This is a genomic window from Micromonospora sp. CA-269861 (genome assembly GCF_050948505.1).
GTDB lineage: Bacteria > Actinomycetota > Actinomycetes > Mycobacteriales > Micromonosporaceae > Micromonospora.
Genome location: NZ_CP192014.1, coordinates 2,599,223 through 2,615,571 on the forward strand (window position 1 = coordinate 2,599,223; position 16,349 = coordinate 2,615,571).

A 16,349-nucleotide genomic window follows, 5' to 3' on the forward strand; every position below is an offset into this window, starting at 1 on the left:
GCGGACCGGGCGGCGGCCCGCTCCCCGGTGGGCGGGTCGGCGGCAGACGGGATGGCAGGCGCGGCTTGAGGGGATGGCTGACGACCTCCGGCCAGCATCCGTCTGCCCTGTATCCTGCGTCCCTTCCTGGCAAGAGAGCTGATTGCATGGAGGAAGCATGGGATACGAGATTCATATCAGCCGAGCCGAGGAGTACTACGAGAGCGAAGGGCAGCCGATCACCCTGCCCGAATGGCAGTCCTACGCGGATGGCAATCCCGCGCTCAGCGTAGGCGGATGGCTTGGTTGGGATGAGGACCGCCAGCCCATCTACGAATACACCTGCGCGGACGGAAGCCCGGTTTCGCTGACCTGGTTCGAAGGTGCCATCAACATCAAGGGTCATTTCGATGGCGACCCCTACCGCGAGTTCGGAACGTTCGCCGAGGACTTGCAGGCCAATCTCCAAGGCGACGACGGCGAGCGGTATACGGCGAACGGTGTTCTTCCCCCTGAGTGACTAACTGAGTGACGATCAGGGCGGACGTGGGCGGACAACGATGGACGATGGGGGATGGCCTCGGCAGGTCAGGCCAGGCCGAAGCACAACGGCGAGGAAACGCCCAACATCACTTCGTGTTGGCGTCGATCGTGTAAACCACGTCTGGCCCGACGTCGTGGCGGGTGATGCCGGGTACGTCAGGGATGTTAAGCAGTGGTTCGTATGGGGTGCCGTGGACCCGGTTGCGCAGCAGGACGACGCTGCGGATGCCGAGCTGGTGCAACCGGTCCAGGGCCGGTTGGCTGGGGAAGGTCGCCATGACGTCGCGGATCGCCTGACGGTTGGGTGTGGTGTAGCTGGCCGCACCGTTGACGACGGCGGGAAAACCGTCGGTCGACCAAAGTAGGACGTGGAGGTCGATGCCGTCGTCGGACGGCAATACCATGGTCGGAGCGTGCGCGGAGGCTAGCGCCATCGCGGCCGGTTTGGCTGGGGTTTGGGGGTGTTGCAGGTCAGGCAGGCCCTCAGCTAGCACGAGGACCAGCAACGGAACGGTCAGTAGCCGTGCCGCTTCCACAGACCACTTCGGCTTGGCGCTCCTGCGAGCCACCTCGGCGAGTTGGGTAACCAGGCCGGCCGCGAGGATGGCCAGGCAGAGAGTGGGCCACAAGATCAACCGTCCTGGTGTACGGGATCCATCGAACCCGGGCACGTAAAGATAGAGCAGGCGGTAGATCGGCCCGTTCGTGCCTAGCGCGAGCAACACTCCAACGACCGCCCCAGACAGCAGCAGAAGCCGTTGCGCAGGTGACCAGCGGGATAGGAACAGGCCGGCGAAGGCCAGTAGATACAGTGCATACCCGCATAGCAGCACTTTCTCAGTCGGTGCGCCACCAAGAGCGGTGCGGGCGTCGTTGTGTAGGGTGCCCCAGGGCAGCGAGGACTGCGGCGCCACGAGAAGTCCGCGCAGTGTCGGGGAGAAAAACGCGACGTAGTCCCAGTCCCGGGTGACATGTGGGTTGAGTTCGCGCACGTGTTGGTACGCGTATGCGAAGTATCCGGTCACCGCGGTGAAGACCAGCCCGCCGATCAGATCACCGACGATCAGCCGGCGGCTTAGGCGTGGGCGGTGGATCAGCCAGGCTATCAGTGTGATCAGGCAGAGGGCGGCGAGGACGTATACGAATCCCAGCCCCACGCCGAAGCCAAGGCTGACCTGCCAGGCCGCGACCAGCCAGCCAGCGAACGCCCAGCCCGGCCGGACTCGTTCGGCAAGGTAGCCGCGGGTGAACGAGAGTCCGTGGCCGCGCGCCAGCATCGCCAGGGCCAGAGTGATGCCACCGGTGGAGAGAATATTCAAATGGCCGTCGTGTCCGTAGCGCCAGGGCGCGTAGGCGAGTGCGGCCCCGGCTACCGCGGCGGCGACCTTGTTCGCGCCAAGTTGGCGCAGGAGCGCGTAGCCGCCGAGGAAGGCGAGCGCGAAAGCCAGCACGAACAGGATGTTGTAGCGAAGCACGGCGCCGACTACACCGCTGCCGATCAGCCCTGCCGGGGCATAGCCGAGCAGGGTGTCGTTCAGGGCCAGGCCGTACTTGTCGGGATAAAAGGCGTTGGTGTCCCACAGGCCACGCAGACCGTGGGTGAGAGCGTGGCCACCCCATCCCACCAGCCATGCTTGGGCCGTCGGGTCACCCGCGTCACCGACGATGGTGTGGGCCGGGTCGGCGATCGGCACAGTCTTGGCGCCGGCAGTCATCACGCGAATCGCGTACGGCGGAATCAGCCAGATCATCGCGACGGCGAGTAGCACTGAACCGAGGCCCGCGATGCTCAGTTCCCGCCGATGGGCCCCACGTGTCAGCCAATCCCTCGTGCCTGAACTGGCACGCGAGAGTCGGCCATTTTGTCCATGCTCGCTGAGAGTGACGGCTGATGTGGGGCCTCCTGCCGGTGGTTCTACCTGCGTCATCACATTGACCCTCACTGTTGAACCGCCGCAGTAAATCATGAGCAGGGCGGCGCATAGAGTCAAGGCATCGACCAATGTCGTTCCGGTAGCCGGGCCTTACGCTGTCTATCAAAGGTGCCTGTCACGCAGGAGTCGCGCGATCGGTGCAGCGGCGAATTTTGCCGCTGTCGGAACAGGACACGCCAGGGTTGCTGCAGGCCCTCGCCCGGGTTCCGGACCCACGGGACGCTGGCGGCCGGATCCATCCGCTGCCGGGACTGCTCGCGATCGCGGCGGTGGTTTCGGGATCGAGCCGCGTCGTGGAGATCGTCGAATGGGCCGCCGACCTGTCGGACGCGTTGCCCAGGTTGGCGCTCGGCCTGCACATCTCCGCGCTCTGACCCTAGGGCCACTGGGGCGCTCGCCGACAAGTGAACGGCCAGCGCCGCGCGAGGTCGGGCATCGGCCGTGCCTGAGGACGAAGGCTGGGTCACGGACACGGCCGCCAAGCTGCCGCGATAGCATGCCGGGCCAGCTCTTGTTCACCGACGACGTAGCGCTATAACCCAGTCCAGGCGCTTGGTCATTACGATCATGATGCTGATCTTGGTCCGCTGCTGTCGTTTTTGCTCCTGGGCCCTATGGCGTTTGCAGAGGTCCCAGACAACCCGGGCCCATTGTGGGTCACGAGCGTGTGCGTTGGCTGCAGCTAGCACCGGGAGCGTAGGTGGTTGTCTCGATACCACGGGCAGACCTTTGTTACACCGGGCACCTCCGCCAGGTGTTGCCGGAGCCGCTCCTGCCCGTCCGCGGGAAGGTTGGAGCGGAATTGGATGGTGATGGTGGGGCCTTCATCGTCGCCCGCAGCGTTGACGCGCACGCCACCTTCCACGCCGTAACCGGTGCGGGCACGTTGGACGACGCGTTCAAACGTCGGCGCGGTCACCGTGATATCGGAACTGGTGTGGACAATGAACCCAACCGGCGGGGACGTCAGCGCCGTGTAGATTCCCCCGGACAGCGCCACACCGGCAACGATTGCCAGCAATACGCCGACGAGCACCGACGCCCGTGCCCGACGCGGTGCCCGCCGTGGATCCGCAACCGCAGCCAAGAAAATCAGCGCGGCCGGGAAGAGCATCACGAGGAACGCGCCCACGACCGCCAGGCAAAGCACCAGGACTCCAGCTGCCAGGCAGGCGTATTCGAACGGTTTACGACGCACAGTGAACAGGGGGATCGCCGTAATCACGGCCGGAAGCCACCCCACCCAAACGCCTGATACGTTGCCCTGCGCGAGGTGCGACCAGCCAGCGGTGAGAGTGGAGGTTAGGAGCGCGGCCACGGCCAGAGCACGGGGCCACGCATGTACCTTCTCCGTCGTTAGGCTTTGCCTGTTCACGGAAGGCATTGTGTCCTCCAAAGGTCATCAGGCCAAGGGTGCCGGCCGAACGAGGCACTGCCTCGGGAACCGGGACCGCAGCGAGGCGGTCAGCGACAGGTTGGCCTTGGCGCTCGTGGTGGGTGGTGAGCGCGGTGACGCACCGGGCCGGCAGAGCCAGGGTGCGACGCGACTTCTTGGTCTTGGTGGTGTCTCCGTCGGCGCGGACCGAGCGCCAGACCTGAATGGATGGCGGCACGGGGGGATTGTTGTCCGGCTTGCCGGCGAGGTCGACGCGTGACCAGGCGAGGGCTCGCAGTTCCTCGGTGCGAGCGCCGGTCAGCAGCCGGGTCATCACCGATGACCGGGTGGGCAAGACCGCCCGCGAAGAACGTGACGAGGCCGACCGGCACCCGTTCGGATCGGCCGAGAAGCAGTCGGCACTGCTGCGGCTGAAGCACGTCGAGTTGGCCGCTCGTAACCAGCCCGGCGGGTATGGGGTGGCAGCGGCCGATCCGATCGCCGCCCGTCAAGCGATCATCGGAGAGGTCCCACTCGGCAGCGTCCGGTGAGTTGCCGTGCTGACGGACGGAGCAGCACGTTTGGTCGCCCTGCTCGACCGGCCCGACGTGCTCGAAGTCCTAGCGCAGGATGGTCCGACCGAGCTGATCAGCCGAGTCCGCGCCATCGAGGCCGCCGACCCGTCCTGCATGAGGTGGGCACATAACAAGCGCAGCGACGACGCCACCGTCGTTTACGCAGCCTGAGCAGCGATTCCGCGAGCAGGGCCGCCGGCTGTCGATATCGGGTCTCAGGACATGTTCGACCAGCTCTCGCAGTCGGTCATGGTTGTCGTGCGGGCACCTGACGGCGTCGGTCTGTGCCCAGCACTAGCGGTGCTGGTTGACGGCCCACAGAAGATCAGTGATGACAAGTCCCGGTAGCGCAAGCTCAGCCGCCGGGGGGACTTGGAACGTCCCACCCGACGCCTCCGGTGTCCAACCAGCGCGCAGCCCGTAAGAGACAAGAACGCGTACGTCCGCAGCTGTCGGGAACGGGTATGTTTCCCCACTGCCATGCACGTCGGTCTCGACGTACCGGTCGCCAGAGGCCACGGTGGGATTTGACGAGGGCAGCTCGGTCAAGTCGACCTGTAGGACACGACCGTTTTTTCCTGAACCCCACACGCGGAGCCTTATGCAGCGGTGTAGACGACCGTCCGGGCCAGATGCGGATCGGATGTCGGCCTTCCAGGTGAACTCCCGGCCGTCGATGTGTAGCTTGCGTAGCCTCGACCTCATCCGCCCATGCTTCCAGCCGGGCGATCACTGCGACGCCCTGACCTCGATGACCGGTCGTGACCGACCGCAGAGACGGAGGCCAACGACAGGACGCGGAGTGTCGCGCACGTCGTGATACCGATCCGTCACGACGCAGGTCAGAGGGCTGATCCGGAAGTCGGTTCGGCCCTTTCGCCTGGTAGGACTCTCTTGCGCAGGTGACCGGATCACCGGTCAACGGACGTGGGATGGCGCCGGCCAGAGAACCCGGTCAAGGAACTCCTCTATCCGCGTAGCCATGCCATCTCACCGAGCGCCGCGGCAGACCTGGCAAGTAGCCCCGGGACGCGGAGCCCGTGATCGGCACCCTCTACTTCGATCCCATGTGGTGACAGGTTGCGAGCGAGCACCGGACGCCAATCCTTCTGCCAAAAGAACGCGACGGCGGGCTCGAAGCCGAACCGGCCCGAACCCGCCGCGCGACGGGGTGGAAGCGCCGGAACCAGTCAGCGACAGCCGCTGCCCGAACGTGAAGGACGGCCATGCCCTGTCTGGACCGCACCAGCCGCCCAACCCCTGCGGCAGGGCCCGTACAGGCCCGCCGGGGTGCGCCGCGTCAATCTGGCCACGTCGTTCCTTCCACCTCGGTCAGGAGTCGTCCTCCTGATGACGACAAGCACATCCGACAGGGGTACGTATCACAAGGCTCTTCACGCCGCTGATACGAGAGCCGGCCTTGAATTGACGGCGCCGATACGCCACCTTGCCTCAGGAGCTGCCGGTCCATGGCACCCGAAACCGCTGGGCGAGGGCTGCGACGTCTGCTCCGTCGCTGAGGAGTCGTACCGATCAGGCTTCTCGGCGTTCGCGGCCAACCGCCACAGCGGGTCGTGCAGCTTTCAGCGGGCTTGCGTGACCGGGTGGCTGTCGTTATGGCCGTGTCAAGAATCGGCCCGCAGTCGTAACGGCTGCGTGAAAGCCGTCGACGATGGTCGGCTGGGCGGCCTGAAATGGCGCCAGGTGGACTCGGCGTGGGGTCCGCCCGGTCGCCGGAGGCATGCCATGGCTGTGTATCGCAATCCGTCGAGAGGCGCGGGCGTAGAGCAGACACCGACGGGTGTCAGCGTCGCGATCGGCTGGACGGTGATGATCGCCGCATCCCTCGTGGCAGCAACGCTGTTTTCGCGGTCGGAGATGCCGGGGAGGGTGCTGATTGTCGCTGTGGCGGCCGGCGTCTTTGCCGCGATGGTGCCTGACCTGTGCGCGGTGGTCGCGGTCACCGGTTTGGCCGTGGCCACGTTCGTCGGGTTCCTGGCCAACGAGTTCGGGGAGCTGAGCGGCGGTGGGGGCGCCTGGTCATATGCCGTGGTGATCGGTTTCGCCAGCACACTCGGGATCGGCTACCGGTTCATGTGGCAGGTCCCGCAGGCCCGCAACGAGGATTCAGACCTGCCGTCGGTAGTGGTGGATCGCTCGCTGTCTGGTGGACGTGATGCAGCTGTCGCGTCGCCGGATAGCGCTCTCGGCAACGTCGGCCGGGTCGCCGGGTCGCAGCCAGAAGGTCATGCCGGGTCAGTCCTCAGGCACCCGAGCTCGTAAACGAAAACGGGAACCATTAGCATCTAGCTGACCCCCCCGCTGAGGAGATCCTTCATGGCCGTGCCCAAGCGCAAGATGTCCCGGTCCAACACCCGCCACCGTCGCGCGCAGTGGAAGGCGAGTGTGCCGCAGTTGACGCCCTGCCCGTGTCCGCGCAAGGAGATGGTGGTGCCGCACCGTGCCTGTGCGCACTGCGGCCTGTACAAGGGGCGTCAGGTGGTGGATCAGCCGTGACGGGCCGGCTGCCGGTGACGGTGCTGTCCGGGTTCCTCGGCGCGGGCAAGACCAGCCTGCTCAACCACGTGCTGGCCAATCGGGACGGGCTGCGGGTGGCGGTGATCGTCAACGACATGAGCGAGATCAACATTGACGCCGCCCTGGTGCGAGACGGTGCGGCATTGTCGCGGACGGAGGAGCGGCTGGTCGAGCTGACCAACGGCTGCATCTGCTGCACGTTGCGCGACGATCTGCTCGACGAGGTGACCCGGTTGGCCCGGCAGGGCAGGTTCGACTACCTGCTGATCGAGTCCAGCGGCATCTCGGAGCCGATGCCGGTGGCCGCGACGTTCGCCTTCGGCGTGGACGGCGGGCAGGTCCTCGACGACCTGGCTCGGCTGGACACCACGGTGACGGTGGTCGACGCGGCGGGCCTGCGGGCCCGCCTCGAGGCGGGGGAGACCCTCGAGGCGCGTGCGCTGGCCGCCTACGAGGGGGACGACCGGAGCATCTCCGACCTGCTGGTCGACCAGATCGAGTTCGCCGACGTGCTGGTGGTCAACAAGACCGACCTGGTCGCCCCGGAGGATCTGGCGGTGGTCGAGGCGCTGCTGACCCGCCTGAATCCGGCCGCCCGACAGGTCCGTGCCGTGTACGGCCGAGTGGCCCCGGCGGAGATCCTGCACACGGGCCGGTTCGACCTGGAGCGGGCCGAGACGGCACCCGGCTGGGTCGCCGAGCTCAACGGCGGGCACGTGCCGGAAACCGAGGAGTACGGCGTCTCCAGCATCGTTCTGCGCGACCACCGGCCGATGCACCCGCAGCGACTGTGGGACCTGCTGGCCGGCGGCCTGGACGTGTTCGGCGTCGTGCGGTCGAAGGGATTCCTGTGGCTGGCCAGCCGCCCGGACGTGCAGGCACTGTGGTCGCAGGCCGGTCCTTCGGGCCGGTGTGATCCGATCGGTGTGCCCGTCGTGGTCTCGGGGGAGTGGCCGGAGGATCCCGAGGAGCGGATCGAGCTGGAGTCTCGCTGGCATCCGGTCTTCGGGGACAGGCAGCAGGAACTCGTCCTCATCGGTATCGACCTGGACGGTGAGGGTCTACGGGCCGCACTGGTCGCCTGCCTGCTCACCGACACCGAGATCGCCGCCGGCGAGGATGCCTGGCGGGCGCTGCCCGACCCGTTCCCCACCTGGGACCTCAGCGACCTGCACGAACACGACCATGTCGAGCCGGTTCAGGTCTGACCATGTCAGCCACCCTGACCTCGGACGATGTCGCCCGGTAGCGGCACGATCGGGAGCCAGGTCACCCACTACGAATCTGGCCGGCAGCGCGCGTTCTGGCCGCCGGTCGCGTCGGCGACGAGACAGCACGCGGACACCTGCCCCAGCGGGCGTTCGACGGCGCGACGTCGGCTGCGGCCGGGGTGCCGTCCTGTTCCCAGCGGCGGGGGCCACCGGGCCGACCGCCACGTCACCGGCATCGACCTCGTACTGGCCATGGTGGCGCTGACCAAAGAGGACGTCCACCAACGTTGGCCTGCCCACATCACTGTCCGCGTCGGCGATGCCCGGCGGACGCCCGAGAGCCGGTTGCCGAGGCATCCAGCTGGCGGGCGGCCGCCAGGTGCCAGGCCCTGTCGTGCCGAGCGGCTCCCACCATCTGCGGTGCCGGTCGTCCAGTCGATGGGCACCGCAGATGGTCAGGTGCTCTGGGGTCCGCGGCGGGCGTACTTCTGGCGGAACTTCTCGACTCGGCCCGCGGTGTCGAGGAGGCGTTGCCTGCCGGTCCAGAAGGGGTGGCTGGCGGAGGAGATCTGGACGTCGATGACGGGGTAGGTGTTGCCGTCGGTCCACTCGATGCTCTGGTCGCTGGTGGCGGTGGAGCGGGTGAGGAAGGCGAAGTCGGCGCTCTTGTCGCGGTAGACGACGGGTCGGTAGTCGGGGTGGATTCCGGGCTTCATGGGAGTTGCGCTCCTTCTGTGTCGGTGTCGAGGTCCGCCAGTTCCTCGGCGTGCAGGGGAAAACAGCCGGTGAACGGGTCGTGATAGGTGCGCCAGGCTTCTTCGCCGTCGGCGAGTTCGGCGTCGGTGAGTAGGCAGCGGGCGAGGGTGCGGTGCAGCTCGACGGGGTCGACGTCGAGGCCGATGAAGACCAGGTGCTGGTGGCGGTCGCCGTAGTAGGGGTCCCAGTCCAGGGCGGCGGCGAGGCGGCGTTGGTCTTCGACGTGCTCCCAGCGGTCCTCGGGCAGGCTCACCAGCCAGTGTCCGAGGGAGCCCATGGCCAGACCGCCGCCGGCGAATTCCCAGGCCACCACGGTGTCGGGTTGGCTGGCCAGCCAGAGGTGACCTCGGGAGCGGATCATCTCGGCGTTGACGTCTTCCAGGACGTCGTGCAGGCGTTGTGGGTGGAACGGGCGGCGGGCGCGGAAAACGGCGGAGATCACACCACAGTCGGATTCCGGCTCGTGGGTGCCCAGCGTGTAGCCCTGCAGGCCTCGGGCGAGCAGTCCGGGGGTCTCCGGTCGGTGCCGATGGGTGTGGCGCAGCTGGCGGGTCAGAGTGCTGGCGTCGACGAGGTCGCCGTCGACGCGGATGTGGACCGCCCAGGGCGCCATTCGCTGCAGCAGGACCGACAGCCGGCTGGTGTCGAAGGCGCCTTCTCGGGACTGCCCCCAGAGCAGCAGGGTGTCGGCGTACTCGATCTGGCGGACCACGACGTCGGCGAGCGCGCGGTCGTCGTCCTCCGCGGCCTGGATGCCGAGTGCGGTGAGGTTGTCGGTGCTGGCGAGGCCGTCGAGTAGGTGTTCGGCGTCGAGGACGGTGACGTAGGAGTCGACGCGGATGAGCTCGGTGATGGGAGCGCCGTCAACGAGGCAGTGGGCGCAGGCGGCGGCGACCGCCTCCGGTTCCACCACTTCGGGCAGCATCAGCACCAGGTCTCGGCCGGGATAATTGCGGGCAAGTCGGACGAGTGTGGGCAGCACGTCTTCGCGCAGGGTGCACGAAATGCAGCCGTGTCTCAGGTCGACCTGCTCGTCCTCGATCATGCCTGCGCTGGAGCGCACCACCCGGCGCACGACGCCCTCGCGGATCCCGGTGAGGTCGTGCCGCACCAGCAGCAGTGACTCGTCGGCGGCGAGCAGCGCTCGGGCGACGGCGAAGGTCGCCGCTGGCCAGAACCCGGACAGCACCGTCAACGAGGGGCGGGTATCCGCGTCCGTTGTCACGACGTGGGTCGGGGCCTGTGGTGACGACGACATCGCACTCCTCTCGACGCTTAGTGAAAACGATTGTCATTCTAAGCACACGGGGGCTGGCGTGGCGAATGGCGGTCCGAGGGGTGCGAGCGAGCCCCGGCAGAGGTCGTTGACGGCGACCCGGGGTGGGGCTGGCCGAACGGATGATGTAGAACTGAAAACCATTGTCGTTATCGTGCAACCTGAGCAAGGGAGCGTTCACTGTGTCCCGACGTTGTGACGTCACCGGCGCGAAGCCGAGCTTCGGCAACGCCGTGTCCCACTCCCACCGGCGCACCCGCCGCCGGTGGAACCCCAACCTGCAGAACCACCGCTACTGGCTGCCGTCGGAGCGGCGATGGGTCAGCCTGACCCTGACGACGAAGGCGCTGAGGACCGTGGACCGCAAGGGCATTGAGAAGGTCGTCGCCGAGCTGCGCGCCCGGGGGGTGAAGCTCTGATGGCCCGGCAGACCGACGTACGACCGATCGTGCGGCTACGCAGCACTGCCGGCACCGGCTACACGTACGTCACGCGCAAGAACCGTCGCAACGACCCGGACCGGCTGGTCCTGCGCAAGTACGACCCGGTCGTACGTCGGCACGTCGAGTTCCGCGAGGCCCGCTGATGGCGAAAAGGGGCCTGGTCAATCGGCAGGCTCGCCGCGAGGAACTGGTAGCCCGGCACGCCGAGGGGCGCGCGGAGCTGAAGCGGTTGGTCACCCATCCCGAGACCGACCCGGAGGTACGCGCCGAGGCGGTGCGCCGGCTCAGCCGGCTGCCCCGGGATTCCAGCCCGGTGCGGCTGCGCTCGCGCGACCAGATCGACGGGCGCCCGCGCGGAGTGCTCACCCGATTCGGGCTGTCCCGGGTGCGCTTCCGCGAACTAGCCCTGAGTGGCGAGATGCCCGGAGTGCGGAAGGCGTCCTGGTGATGTCACCACGCGAAGGTAAGGCGGACGTCGTTCCGGTTCAAGACTCCTTGTTTCCGCGAGCACCTGGTCCTCTAGGGCGTAGTTCGGTTACCAGCGACCGCACCCACGGATCGCGCATGGTGGGTTCGCCGGCTATCGCGGCGGCAAGCCCGGCTCGCCCTTCTGGCGAGCGGCCGTAGGCGACGATGGCCACGGCTTCGGCGAGGGCGGCCAACGCGTTGGGATCGCGTGCCGGGACGTGCGTGTCCTGGTCGAGCCACCGTATGACCGGGAATGAGCGGGTGATCTTGTGCTGGTGGTCGCCGAAATACTCCCAGAGCCATCTGCGCAGGGACACGCCGACCAGGGCGCTGCGCGGGAGGTGAGTGGCCCATAGGGCGGCCTGGTACCAGCGCCAGGTGTTCGGGCTGGTCTTTGTGCGGGCGGTGATGCCGATGAAGCGCACCTTCGTACGGATCACCGACCAGGCTGCTCTCTCGTCGCCGACCCAGCGTCGGAGCAGGTAGAGCAGGTTCTCATAGGTGCGGCCGCCGTGGACGAGGTCAACGAATGCCACCGGACGCTGGCGGTGGGCCAGCCCGTGCGGGGTGATTCCCAGGTGGCTGAGGTTGCTGCGGAACTGGGTGACCTGCGCCGGGGTCAGCGCATCCGGGTCGCTCCACAGTGACAGCGGAAGCCGGTGGCAGCGGTCGCGCCACGTGGTGCCGGCGAGCGCGCCGCTGAGCAGGTCGAAGATGCTGTCGGGGGAGCGGCCGACAAAGTAGAGGTCCGCGTCGGCGCTGCGGGCAAGGACCTTGCCGGCGCACTCGAGCAGGTCGGGTAGGAACCATAGATCGGGCTCGGGGACGGCGTCGAGGAGAGCGCCGAGTTGGGCGGGAGAGACAAGGTCCCAGCGGAACGGACTTGTTGGTTCCGGAACTGCTGTCACGGCCGAAAATCTATCCGGCCGGTCACAGTGGTTGTGGCAGGGTCACGCGGAGTTGCGCCACTTGCGGCCGTGCCGGCCGATGAGCCGGTCGGCGTCGGTCGGGCCCCAGGAGGCGGCCTCGTAGGTGGGGATCGGCGACTTGTCCTTCTCCCAGTTGTCGATGATCGGGTCGACGATCCGCCAGCACTGCTGCACCTCGTCGCTGCGGATGAACAGCGACGCGTCACCGATCAGCGCGTCCAGGAGCAGACGCTCGTACGCCTCCGGGGACTCCTCGGTGAACGTCTGGTCGTAGGAGAACTCCATCGTGGCGGTGCGGACCCGGAAGGAGTGGCCCGGCACTTTGGCACCGAAACGCAGCGAGATGCCCTCGTTCGGCTGGATCCGCAGGATCAGCGCGTCAGCATCGAGGCCGGTGAGCTGGTCGGTCGGGATCGGCAGGTGCGGCGGTCGCTGGAACTGCAGTGCCACCTCGGTGAGCCGGGCCGGCAGGCGCTTGCCGGTGCGTACGTAGAACGGCACCCCGGCCCAGCGCCAGTTGTCCACATTGAGCCGCATCGCGGCGTAGGTCTCGGTCCGCGACAGGGGGTCGACGCCGGCCTCCTCGCGGTAGCCAGCCATCAGCTCCTCGCGAGTGCCGCCCCGGGTGTACTGTCCCCGGACCGCTGCCTCGGCGATGTCCCGGTCGGTGGGGAGCCGGATCGCCTGCAGCAGCTTCACCTTCTCGTTGCGCAGGCCCTCAGCCTCGAATGAGGCCGGTGGTTCCATCAGTGCCAGCGCGAGAACCTGCAGCACGTGGTTCTGCACGATGTCCCGCATCGCGCCGGCGTCCTCGTAGAAGCCACCGCGGCCGCCGACGCCGAGGGTCTCGGCGACGGTGATCTGCACGTGGTCGACCCAGGAGCGATCCCAGATGGGCTGGAAGATCGAGTTCGCGAAGCGCAGCGCCAGCACGTTCTGGACGGTGTCCTTGCCCAGATAGTGATCGATACGAAAGACCTGGTGCTCGTCGAACGCGCTGTGCACCACGCCGTCGAGCTCGCGGGCCGTGACCAGGTCGCGCCCGTACGGCTTCTCGATGACCAGGCGGGAGAAGGAGCCTTCGCGGGGCTGGTTGAGCCCGACACCGGCCAGTCCCTTGATCACCGGCTCGAAGGCCCCGGCCGGGGTGGATAGATAAAAGAGCCGGTTGCCGGACGTGCCCCGCTGCGCGTCCAACTCGTCGAGGGTCTCCACGAGCCGCTTGTAGGTCTCCGGGTCGTCGTAGCCGCCGGCCACGTACCGCACGCTGCCCTGGAGTTGGCGCTTGCTGGCGAGGGTGCGTTCGCCGAGGGCACTCTCGGCGAACTGCTCGTCGGTCATCGACGTGCGCGCGACGCCGACCAGCGCGAACTGGTCCGGTAGCCGTTCGTGCCGAGCCAGGCTCTCGATTGCGGGCAGCAGCTTACGCCGGGTCAGGTCGCCGGAGGCGCCGAAGATAACCAGCGTGGCAGGTGGGGCACTCCGCTCCTGAATGAGCTGAGATGCGTGGTCCATGGTCTGCGTTCCTCCCGGCACAAGAGCGTAGGTGCTACACACATCGTGGCAGTCGCGAGAAGGCCGAGGGGAGGGTAGGGCACGCGCGGAGTCGTTGGGAAGGGCGTCGGAGGCCGGCCCGATCACGAGACCTCAGGTCAAGGGCGTAACGACCAGGTGCGGTAACCGCAGCTTGCGGTGGAGGCGTTTTTGGTGCAGGGCGGCGAAGTGCTCACCGTAGCGAAGGGCTCACCGTAGCGAAGGGCTCACCGTAGCGAAGGGCTCGCCCGGCTGGAACGGATGCCACGGCCAGCCTCGGCACTGTCATCCCGCTGGCGTGAAATCAGGCGACCCGATCGCCTGCCGGTGTTCGGCCGGGCTGAGACCCCGTACCCGTTTGAAGGCCGCGCTGAGTGCGAATGAGCTGCCGTAGCCGACCTGGCGGGCCACCGCGCCGACGGTGGCGTCCGGTTCGCGCAACAGGTCGGCGGCCAGCGCGAGCCGCCAGTTGGTGAGGTACGCCATCGGAGGCTCGCCGACCAGTTCGGTGAACCGGCGGGCCAGCACCGCCCGCGAGATACCGGTGCCGGCCGCGAGGGTGGCCACCGTCCAGGGTTTTGCCGGGTGGTCATGCAGCAGCCGCAGCGCCCTGCCGACCACCGGATCGCCGTGCGCCCGGTACCAGGCGGGCGCCGCCGCCTCCGGCCGGGAGAACCAGGCCCGGAGTACGGCGATGAGCAGTAGGTCGAGCAGCCGGTCCAGCACCACATCCTGCCCCGGCTCGTCCTTGGTCATCTCGTCGCCGAGCAACGCGATGAGCGGGCTGTCCAGTGCTCCGGCGGGCAGTACCAGGAGATGGGGCAGGACCCTCAGCAGCCGTTGGCTGACCTCGCCCTGCAACTGGTACGTGCCACTGAGCAGCACCGCCGTTCCGTCAGCGCGTTCGCCCCAGGTCCTGATACCCAGGTCCATCACGTCGCACAACTCGTCCCCGGTGGGCGTGGTGCTGCGCTCACCGGGATGAATCACTGCCTGCGGCGCCGTGGCCGGGTCGTCGGCGATCGTGTACGGCTCCGGGCCACGGATGATCGCGACATCGCCGGGGCGTAGCGGCACCGGAGCACCCTGGTCCGGCACCACAAACGCCGTGTCGCGCAGCATGGTGACCAGGGTGAGGGGCGCGCGATCCTGGATCCGTACCGACCAGGGCGGGTCGAACACCGACCGCATCAGGAACGCACCGCGCGCTCTCGGCCCGTCCAGCAGCCCCGCGAGCGCATCCATGCGCTCAGGTTAGCCCTGCTACGTGGGCGGTCGAGACGCCGGGACATGCGATCGAGAGCCTCGCCCATTCCCGGTGCGCCCGACCTCGACTTGACTGGCTGGCATGACGAAGACCGTTGATGAGCAGCCAATCCTCGTACTGGGCGGCACCGGCAAGACCGGCCGCCGGGTGGTGGACCGGCTCGCCAAACTCGACCGGCCGGTACGGGTCGGCTCCCGCTCCGGCGAGCCGCCGTTCGACTGGACCGACCAACGCACCTGGGCACCCGTACTGGACGGGGTTTCGTCGGTCTACCTGGTGTACTACCCGGACCTGGTCGCGCCGGACGCCCTCGCGACGATCCGCTCGTTCACCGAACAGGCGGTGTCCGGCGGGATCGAACGGTTGGTTCTGCTTTCCGGCCGGGGCGAGGAGGAGGCCAAACTCAGCGAGCGGGTGGTCCAGGATTCTGGAGTGGCCTGGACGATCGTGCGGGCGAGCTGGTTCAGCCAGAACTTCAGCGAGGACTTCCTGACCGACTCGATACGCGGCGGCGAGGTCACACTTCCGGCCGGGAACGTGCCGGAGCCGTTCGTCGACGCCCGCGACATCGCCGACATCGTGGTCGCGGCGCTCACCGACGACGGGCACGCGGGGCAGCTCTACGAGGTGACCGGCCCGCGGCTTCTCACCTTCGCGGAGGCGACCTCGGAGATCGGCAACGCGCTCGGGCGGGAGATCCGCTACCGATCGGTCTCGCCCGAGGAGTACGCCGCCGTGATGGCCGGGTACGACGTGCCGGCAGAGCTCGCGGCGGTGCTGACCGAGCTGTTCGGCAGGGTGTTGGACGGCCGCAATGCACAGCTCGCCGACGGTGTGCAGCGGGCGCTGGGCCGTAGACCGCGCGACTTCACCGACTACGCCCGGGACGCCGCCGCCGCTGGTGCATGGGACACGTCACCCCGTGGAGACCGGGCATGAACGCCACAGTGGCTGCCTGGTCGGCGGCGGTGACCCTGGCGGTGACGGGTGCGATCACCGGTGTCTACTACGCCTTCTCGGTGGCGGTGATGCCCGGTCTGAACGCCGCCGACGCCGGCACCGCGATCCGCGCCATGACGAGCATCAACCAGCGGATCCAGAATCCGCTGTTCTTCGTCACGTTCTTCGGCCCGCTCGTCGCCGCCACGGTGACCGGTGTGCTCCTGCTGATCCTCGGGAAGCGGTCGGCGGGTGTGCTGTTCCTGGTAGCAGCGGGGGTGTACCTGCTGGGCGCGTTCATCCCGACGGTGGTCATCAACGTGCCGATGAACGAGACGCTCGACGCCGCAGGCGTGCCGACCGATCCTGCGGAGGCGGCGCGGGTGTGGGCCTCCTACTCGTCCGCCTGGACGTGGTGGAACTCGGTACGCGCCGGCGCCAGCCTGATCAGCCTGTTGCTGGCTGGTCTCGGGGTCTACCTCTCGGGCACGTCCTGATGACGTCGCTGTCACTCGGGCCACCCCGAGACCGATCAGACCAACTGGACCGCGCTCATCGAACTGGTGCGACCCGGGGCGGGGCA

At 67.8% G+C, this 16,349-nt stretch carries 18 protein-coding genes and 2 pseudogenes; 12 read left to right on the forward strand and 8 right to left on the reverse strand.

Annotation, left to right across the window (positions count from 1 at the left end):
- Positions 1 to 157 precede the first annotated feature (157 nt).
- The gene (locus tag ACQP0U_RS11955; protein ID WP_433318358.1) at positions 158 to 499 is read left to right on the forward strand and encodes a hypothetical protein; all 342 of its coding nucleotides are present in this window, start codon (positions 158 to 160) and stop codon (positions 497 to 499) included.
- Between the two features lie 109 nt (positions 500 to 608).
- On the opposite strand, the gene ACQP0U_RS11960 is transcribed toward ACQP0U_RS11955, so the two are convergent.
- Positions 609 to 2,273, reverse strand: a complete 1,665-nt coding sequence (locus ACQP0U_RS11960) for a hypothetical protein (protein WP_433318360.1) — start codon at positions 2,271 to 2,273, stop codon at positions 609 to 611.
- Between the two features lie 320 nt (positions 2,274 to 2,593).
- Here ACQP0U_RS11960 and ACQP0U_RS11965 point away from each other — a divergent pair, with 320 nt between their 5' ends.
- Positions 2,594 to 2,830 (forward strand): transposase family protein, encoded by a 237-nt coding sequence (locus ACQP0U_RS11965; RefSeq protein WP_433318362.1) that lies wholly within the window; start codon positions 2,594 to 2,596, stop codon positions 2,828 to 2,830.
- 308 nt (positions 2,831 to 3,138) lie between these two features.
- Here ACQP0U_RS11965 and ACQP0U_RS11970 read toward each other — a convergent pair whose 3' ends face one another.
- Together ACQP0U_RS11970 and ACQP0U_RS11975 are read right to left on the reverse strand one after the other, a co-directional pair.
- Complete coding sequence (locus ACQP0U_RS11970; RefSeq protein WP_433318364.1) at positions 3,139 to 3,681, reverse strand: hypothetical protein; 543 nt, start codon at positions 3,679 to 3,681, stop codon at positions 3,139 to 3,141.
- A gap of 232 nt (positions 3,682 to 3,913) precedes the next feature.
- Positions 3,914 to 4,168, reverse strand: a pseudogene (locus tag ACQP0U_RS11975) (site-specific integrase); the annotation flags it as partial.
- On the opposite strand from ACQP0U_RS11975, the gene ACQP0U_RS11980 reads away from it, so the two are divergent.
- The 5 genes and pseudogenes from ACQP0U_RS11980 to ACQP0U_RS12000 form a co-directional block, all read left to right on the forward strand.
- Positions 4,137 to 4,382: a hypothetical protein gene (locus ACQP0U_RS11980; protein ID WP_433321386.1), complete on the forward strand. Its 246-nt coding sequence runs from the start codon at positions 4,137 to 4,139 to the stop codon at positions 4,380 to 4,382. The pseudogene ACQP0U_RS11975 and the gene ACQP0U_RS11980 sit on opposite strands and share 32 nt — an antisense overlap.
- A gap of 1,770 nt (positions 4,383 to 6,152) precedes the next feature.
- A complete protein-coding gene (locus ACQP0U_RS11985) occupies positions 6,153 to 6,689 on the forward strand; it encodes a hypothetical protein (protein ID WP_433318366.1) in 537 nt (178 codons plus the stop codon).
- A 54-nt stretch (positions 6,690 to 6,743) separates the two neighbouring features.
- Complete coding sequence (gene rpmF, locus ACQP0U_RS11990; RefSeq protein WP_132340382.1) at positions 6,744 to 6,923, forward strand: 50S ribosomal protein L32; 180 nt, start codon at positions 6,744 to 6,746, stop codon at positions 6,921 to 6,923.
- Positions 6,920 to 8,152 (forward strand): GTP-binding protein, encoded by a 1,233-nt coding sequence (locus tag ACQP0U_RS11995; RefSeq protein WP_433318368.1) that lies wholly within the window; start codon positions 6,920 to 6,922, stop codon positions 8,150 to 8,152. Before rpmF ends, ACQP0U_RS11995 begins: the two co-directional genes overlap by 4 nt.
- A gap of 163 nt (positions 8,153 to 8,315) precedes the next feature.
- Positions 8,316 to 8,485 (forward strand): annotated as a pseudogene (locus tag ACQP0U_RS12000) (class I SAM-dependent methyltransferase); the annotation flags it as partial.
- A gap of 125 nt (positions 8,486 to 8,610) precedes the next feature.
- Here ACQP0U_RS12000 and ACQP0U_RS12005 read toward each other — a convergent pair.
- Positions 8,611 to 8,871 (reverse strand): type B 50S ribosomal protein L31, encoded by a 261-nt coding sequence (locus ACQP0U_RS12005; protein WP_433318370.1) that lies wholly within the window; start codon positions 8,869 to 8,871, stop codon positions 8,611 to 8,613.
- The gene (locus ACQP0U_RS12010) at positions 8,868 to 10,169 is read right to left on the reverse strand and encodes a CobW family GTP-binding protein (RefSeq protein WP_433318371.1); all 1,302 of its coding nucleotides are present in this window, start codon (positions 10,167 to 10,169) and stop codon (positions 8,868 to 8,870) included. Before ACQP0U_RS12010 ends, ACQP0U_RS12005 begins: the two co-directional genes overlap by 4 nt.
- 200 nt (positions 10,170 to 10,369) lie before the next feature.
- On the opposite strand from ACQP0U_RS12010, the gene rpmB reads away from it, so the two are divergent.
- From rpmB to rpsN, 3 genes are read left to right on the forward strand one after another with little or no spacing between them, the layout of a single operon-like run.
- Positions 10,370 to 10,606, forward strand: a complete 237-nt coding sequence (rpmB, locus tag ACQP0U_RS12015; RefSeq protein ID WP_433318373.1) for a 50S ribosomal protein L28 — start codon at positions 10,370 to 10,372, stop codon at positions 10,604 to 10,606.
- Positions 10,606 to 10,773, forward strand: coding sequence for a 50S ribosomal protein L33 (gene rpmG / locus ACQP0U_RS12020; RefSeq protein WP_013287204.1), 168 nt, complete (start codon positions 10,606 to 10,608; stop codon positions 10,771 to 10,773). Before rpmB ends, rpmG begins: the two co-directional genes overlap by 1 nt.
- Positions 10,773 to 11,078, forward strand: coding sequence for a 30S ribosomal protein S14 (rpsN, locus tag ACQP0U_RS12025; protein ID WP_433318375.1), 306 nt, complete (start codon positions 10,773 to 10,775; stop codon positions 11,076 to 11,078). Before rpmG ends, rpsN begins: the two co-directional genes overlap by 1 nt.
- A gap of 37 nt (positions 11,079 to 11,115) precedes the next feature.
- Here the strand turns inward: rpsN and ACQP0U_RS12030 are convergent, their stop codons facing one another.
- The 3 genes from ACQP0U_RS12030 to ACQP0U_RS12040 form a co-directional block, all read right to left on the reverse strand.
- Complete coding sequence (locus ACQP0U_RS12030) at positions 11,116 to 12,006, reverse strand: hypothetical protein (protein ID WP_433318377.1); 891 nt, start codon at positions 12,004 to 12,006, stop codon at positions 11,116 to 11,118.
- A 42-nt stretch (positions 12,007 to 12,048) separates the two neighbouring features.
- On the reverse strand, positions 12,049 to 13,542 hold the full coding sequence (gene zwf / locus ACQP0U_RS12035) for a glucose-6-phosphate dehydrogenase (protein WP_433318379.1): 1,494 nt from the start codon (positions 13,540 to 13,542) through the stop codon (positions 12,049 to 12,051).
- Positions 13,543 to 13,845: 303 nt separating this feature from the next.
- On the reverse strand, positions 13,846 to 14,805 hold the full coding sequence (locus tag ACQP0U_RS12040) for an AraC family transcriptional regulator (protein ID WP_433318381.1): 960 nt from the start codon (positions 14,803 to 14,805) through the stop codon (positions 13,846 to 13,848).
- 103 nt (positions 14,806 to 14,908) lie between these two features.
- Between ACQP0U_RS12040 and ACQP0U_RS12045 the strand changes: the two genes are divergently transcribed.
- Entirely contained in the window at positions 14,909 to 15,766 is an 858-nt protein-coding gene (locus ACQP0U_RS12045) for an NmrA family NAD(P)-binding protein (protein ID WP_433318383.1), read from the forward strand.
- The gene (locus ACQP0U_RS12050) at positions 15,763 to 16,263 is read left to right on the forward strand and encodes a DUF1772 domain-containing protein (RefSeq protein ID WP_433318385.1); all 501 of its coding nucleotides are present in this window, start codon (positions 15,763 to 15,765) and stop codon (positions 16,261 to 16,263) included. The genes ACQP0U_RS12045 and ACQP0U_RS12050 overlap by 4 nt, the downstream gene beginning before the upstream one ends.
- Positions 16,264 to 16,349: the final 86 nt, after the last annotated feature.

Coding starts and splice junctions, on each gene's coding strand:
- ACQP0U_RS11955 (WP_433318358.1), top strand. CDS start 158: ATGGGATACGAGATTCATATCAGCCGAGCCGAGGAGTACTACGAGAGC.
- ACQP0U_RS11960 (WP_433318360.1), bottom strand. CDS start 2,273: ATGATCTGGCTGATTCCGCCGTACGCGATTCGCGTGATGACTGCCGGC.
- ACQP0U_RS11985 (WP_433318366.1), top strand. CDS start 6,153: ATGGCTGTGTATCGCAATCCGTCGAGAGGCGCGGGCGTAGAGCAGACA.
- rpmF (WP_132340382.1), top strand. CDS start 6,744: ATGGCCGTGCCCAAGCGCAAGATGTCCCGGTCCAACACCCGCCACCGT.
- ACQP0U_RS12005 (WP_433318370.1), bottom strand. CDS start 8,871: ATGAAGCCCGGAATCCACCCCGACTACCGACCCGTCGTCTACCGCGAC.
- ACQP0U_RS12010 (WP_433318371.1), bottom strand. CDS start 10,169: ATGTCGTCGTCACCACAGGCCCCGACCCACGTCGTGACAACGGACGCG.
- rpmG (WP_013287204.1), top strand. CDS start 10,606: ATGGCCCGGCAGACCGACGTACGACCGATCGTGCGGCTACGCAGCACT.
- rpsN (WP_433318375.1), top strand. CDS start 10,773: ATGGCGAAAAGGGGCCTGGTCAATCGGCAGGCTCGCCGCGAGGAACTG.
- zwf (WP_433318379.1), bottom strand. CDS start 13,542: ATGGACCACGCATCTCAGCTCATTCAGGAGCGGAGTGCCCCACCTGCC.
- ACQP0U_RS12040 (WP_433318381.1), bottom strand. CDS start 14,805: ATGGATGCGCTCGCGGGGCTGCTGGACGGGCCGAGAGCGCGCGGTGCG.
- ACQP0U_RS12045 (WP_433318383.1), top strand. CDS start 14,909: ATGACGAAGACCGTTGATGAGCAGCCAATCCTCGTACTGGGCGGCACC.
- ACQP0U_RS12050 (WP_433318385.1), top strand. CDS start 15,763: ATGAACGCCACAGTGGCTGCCTGGTCGGCGGCGGTGACCCTGGCGGTG.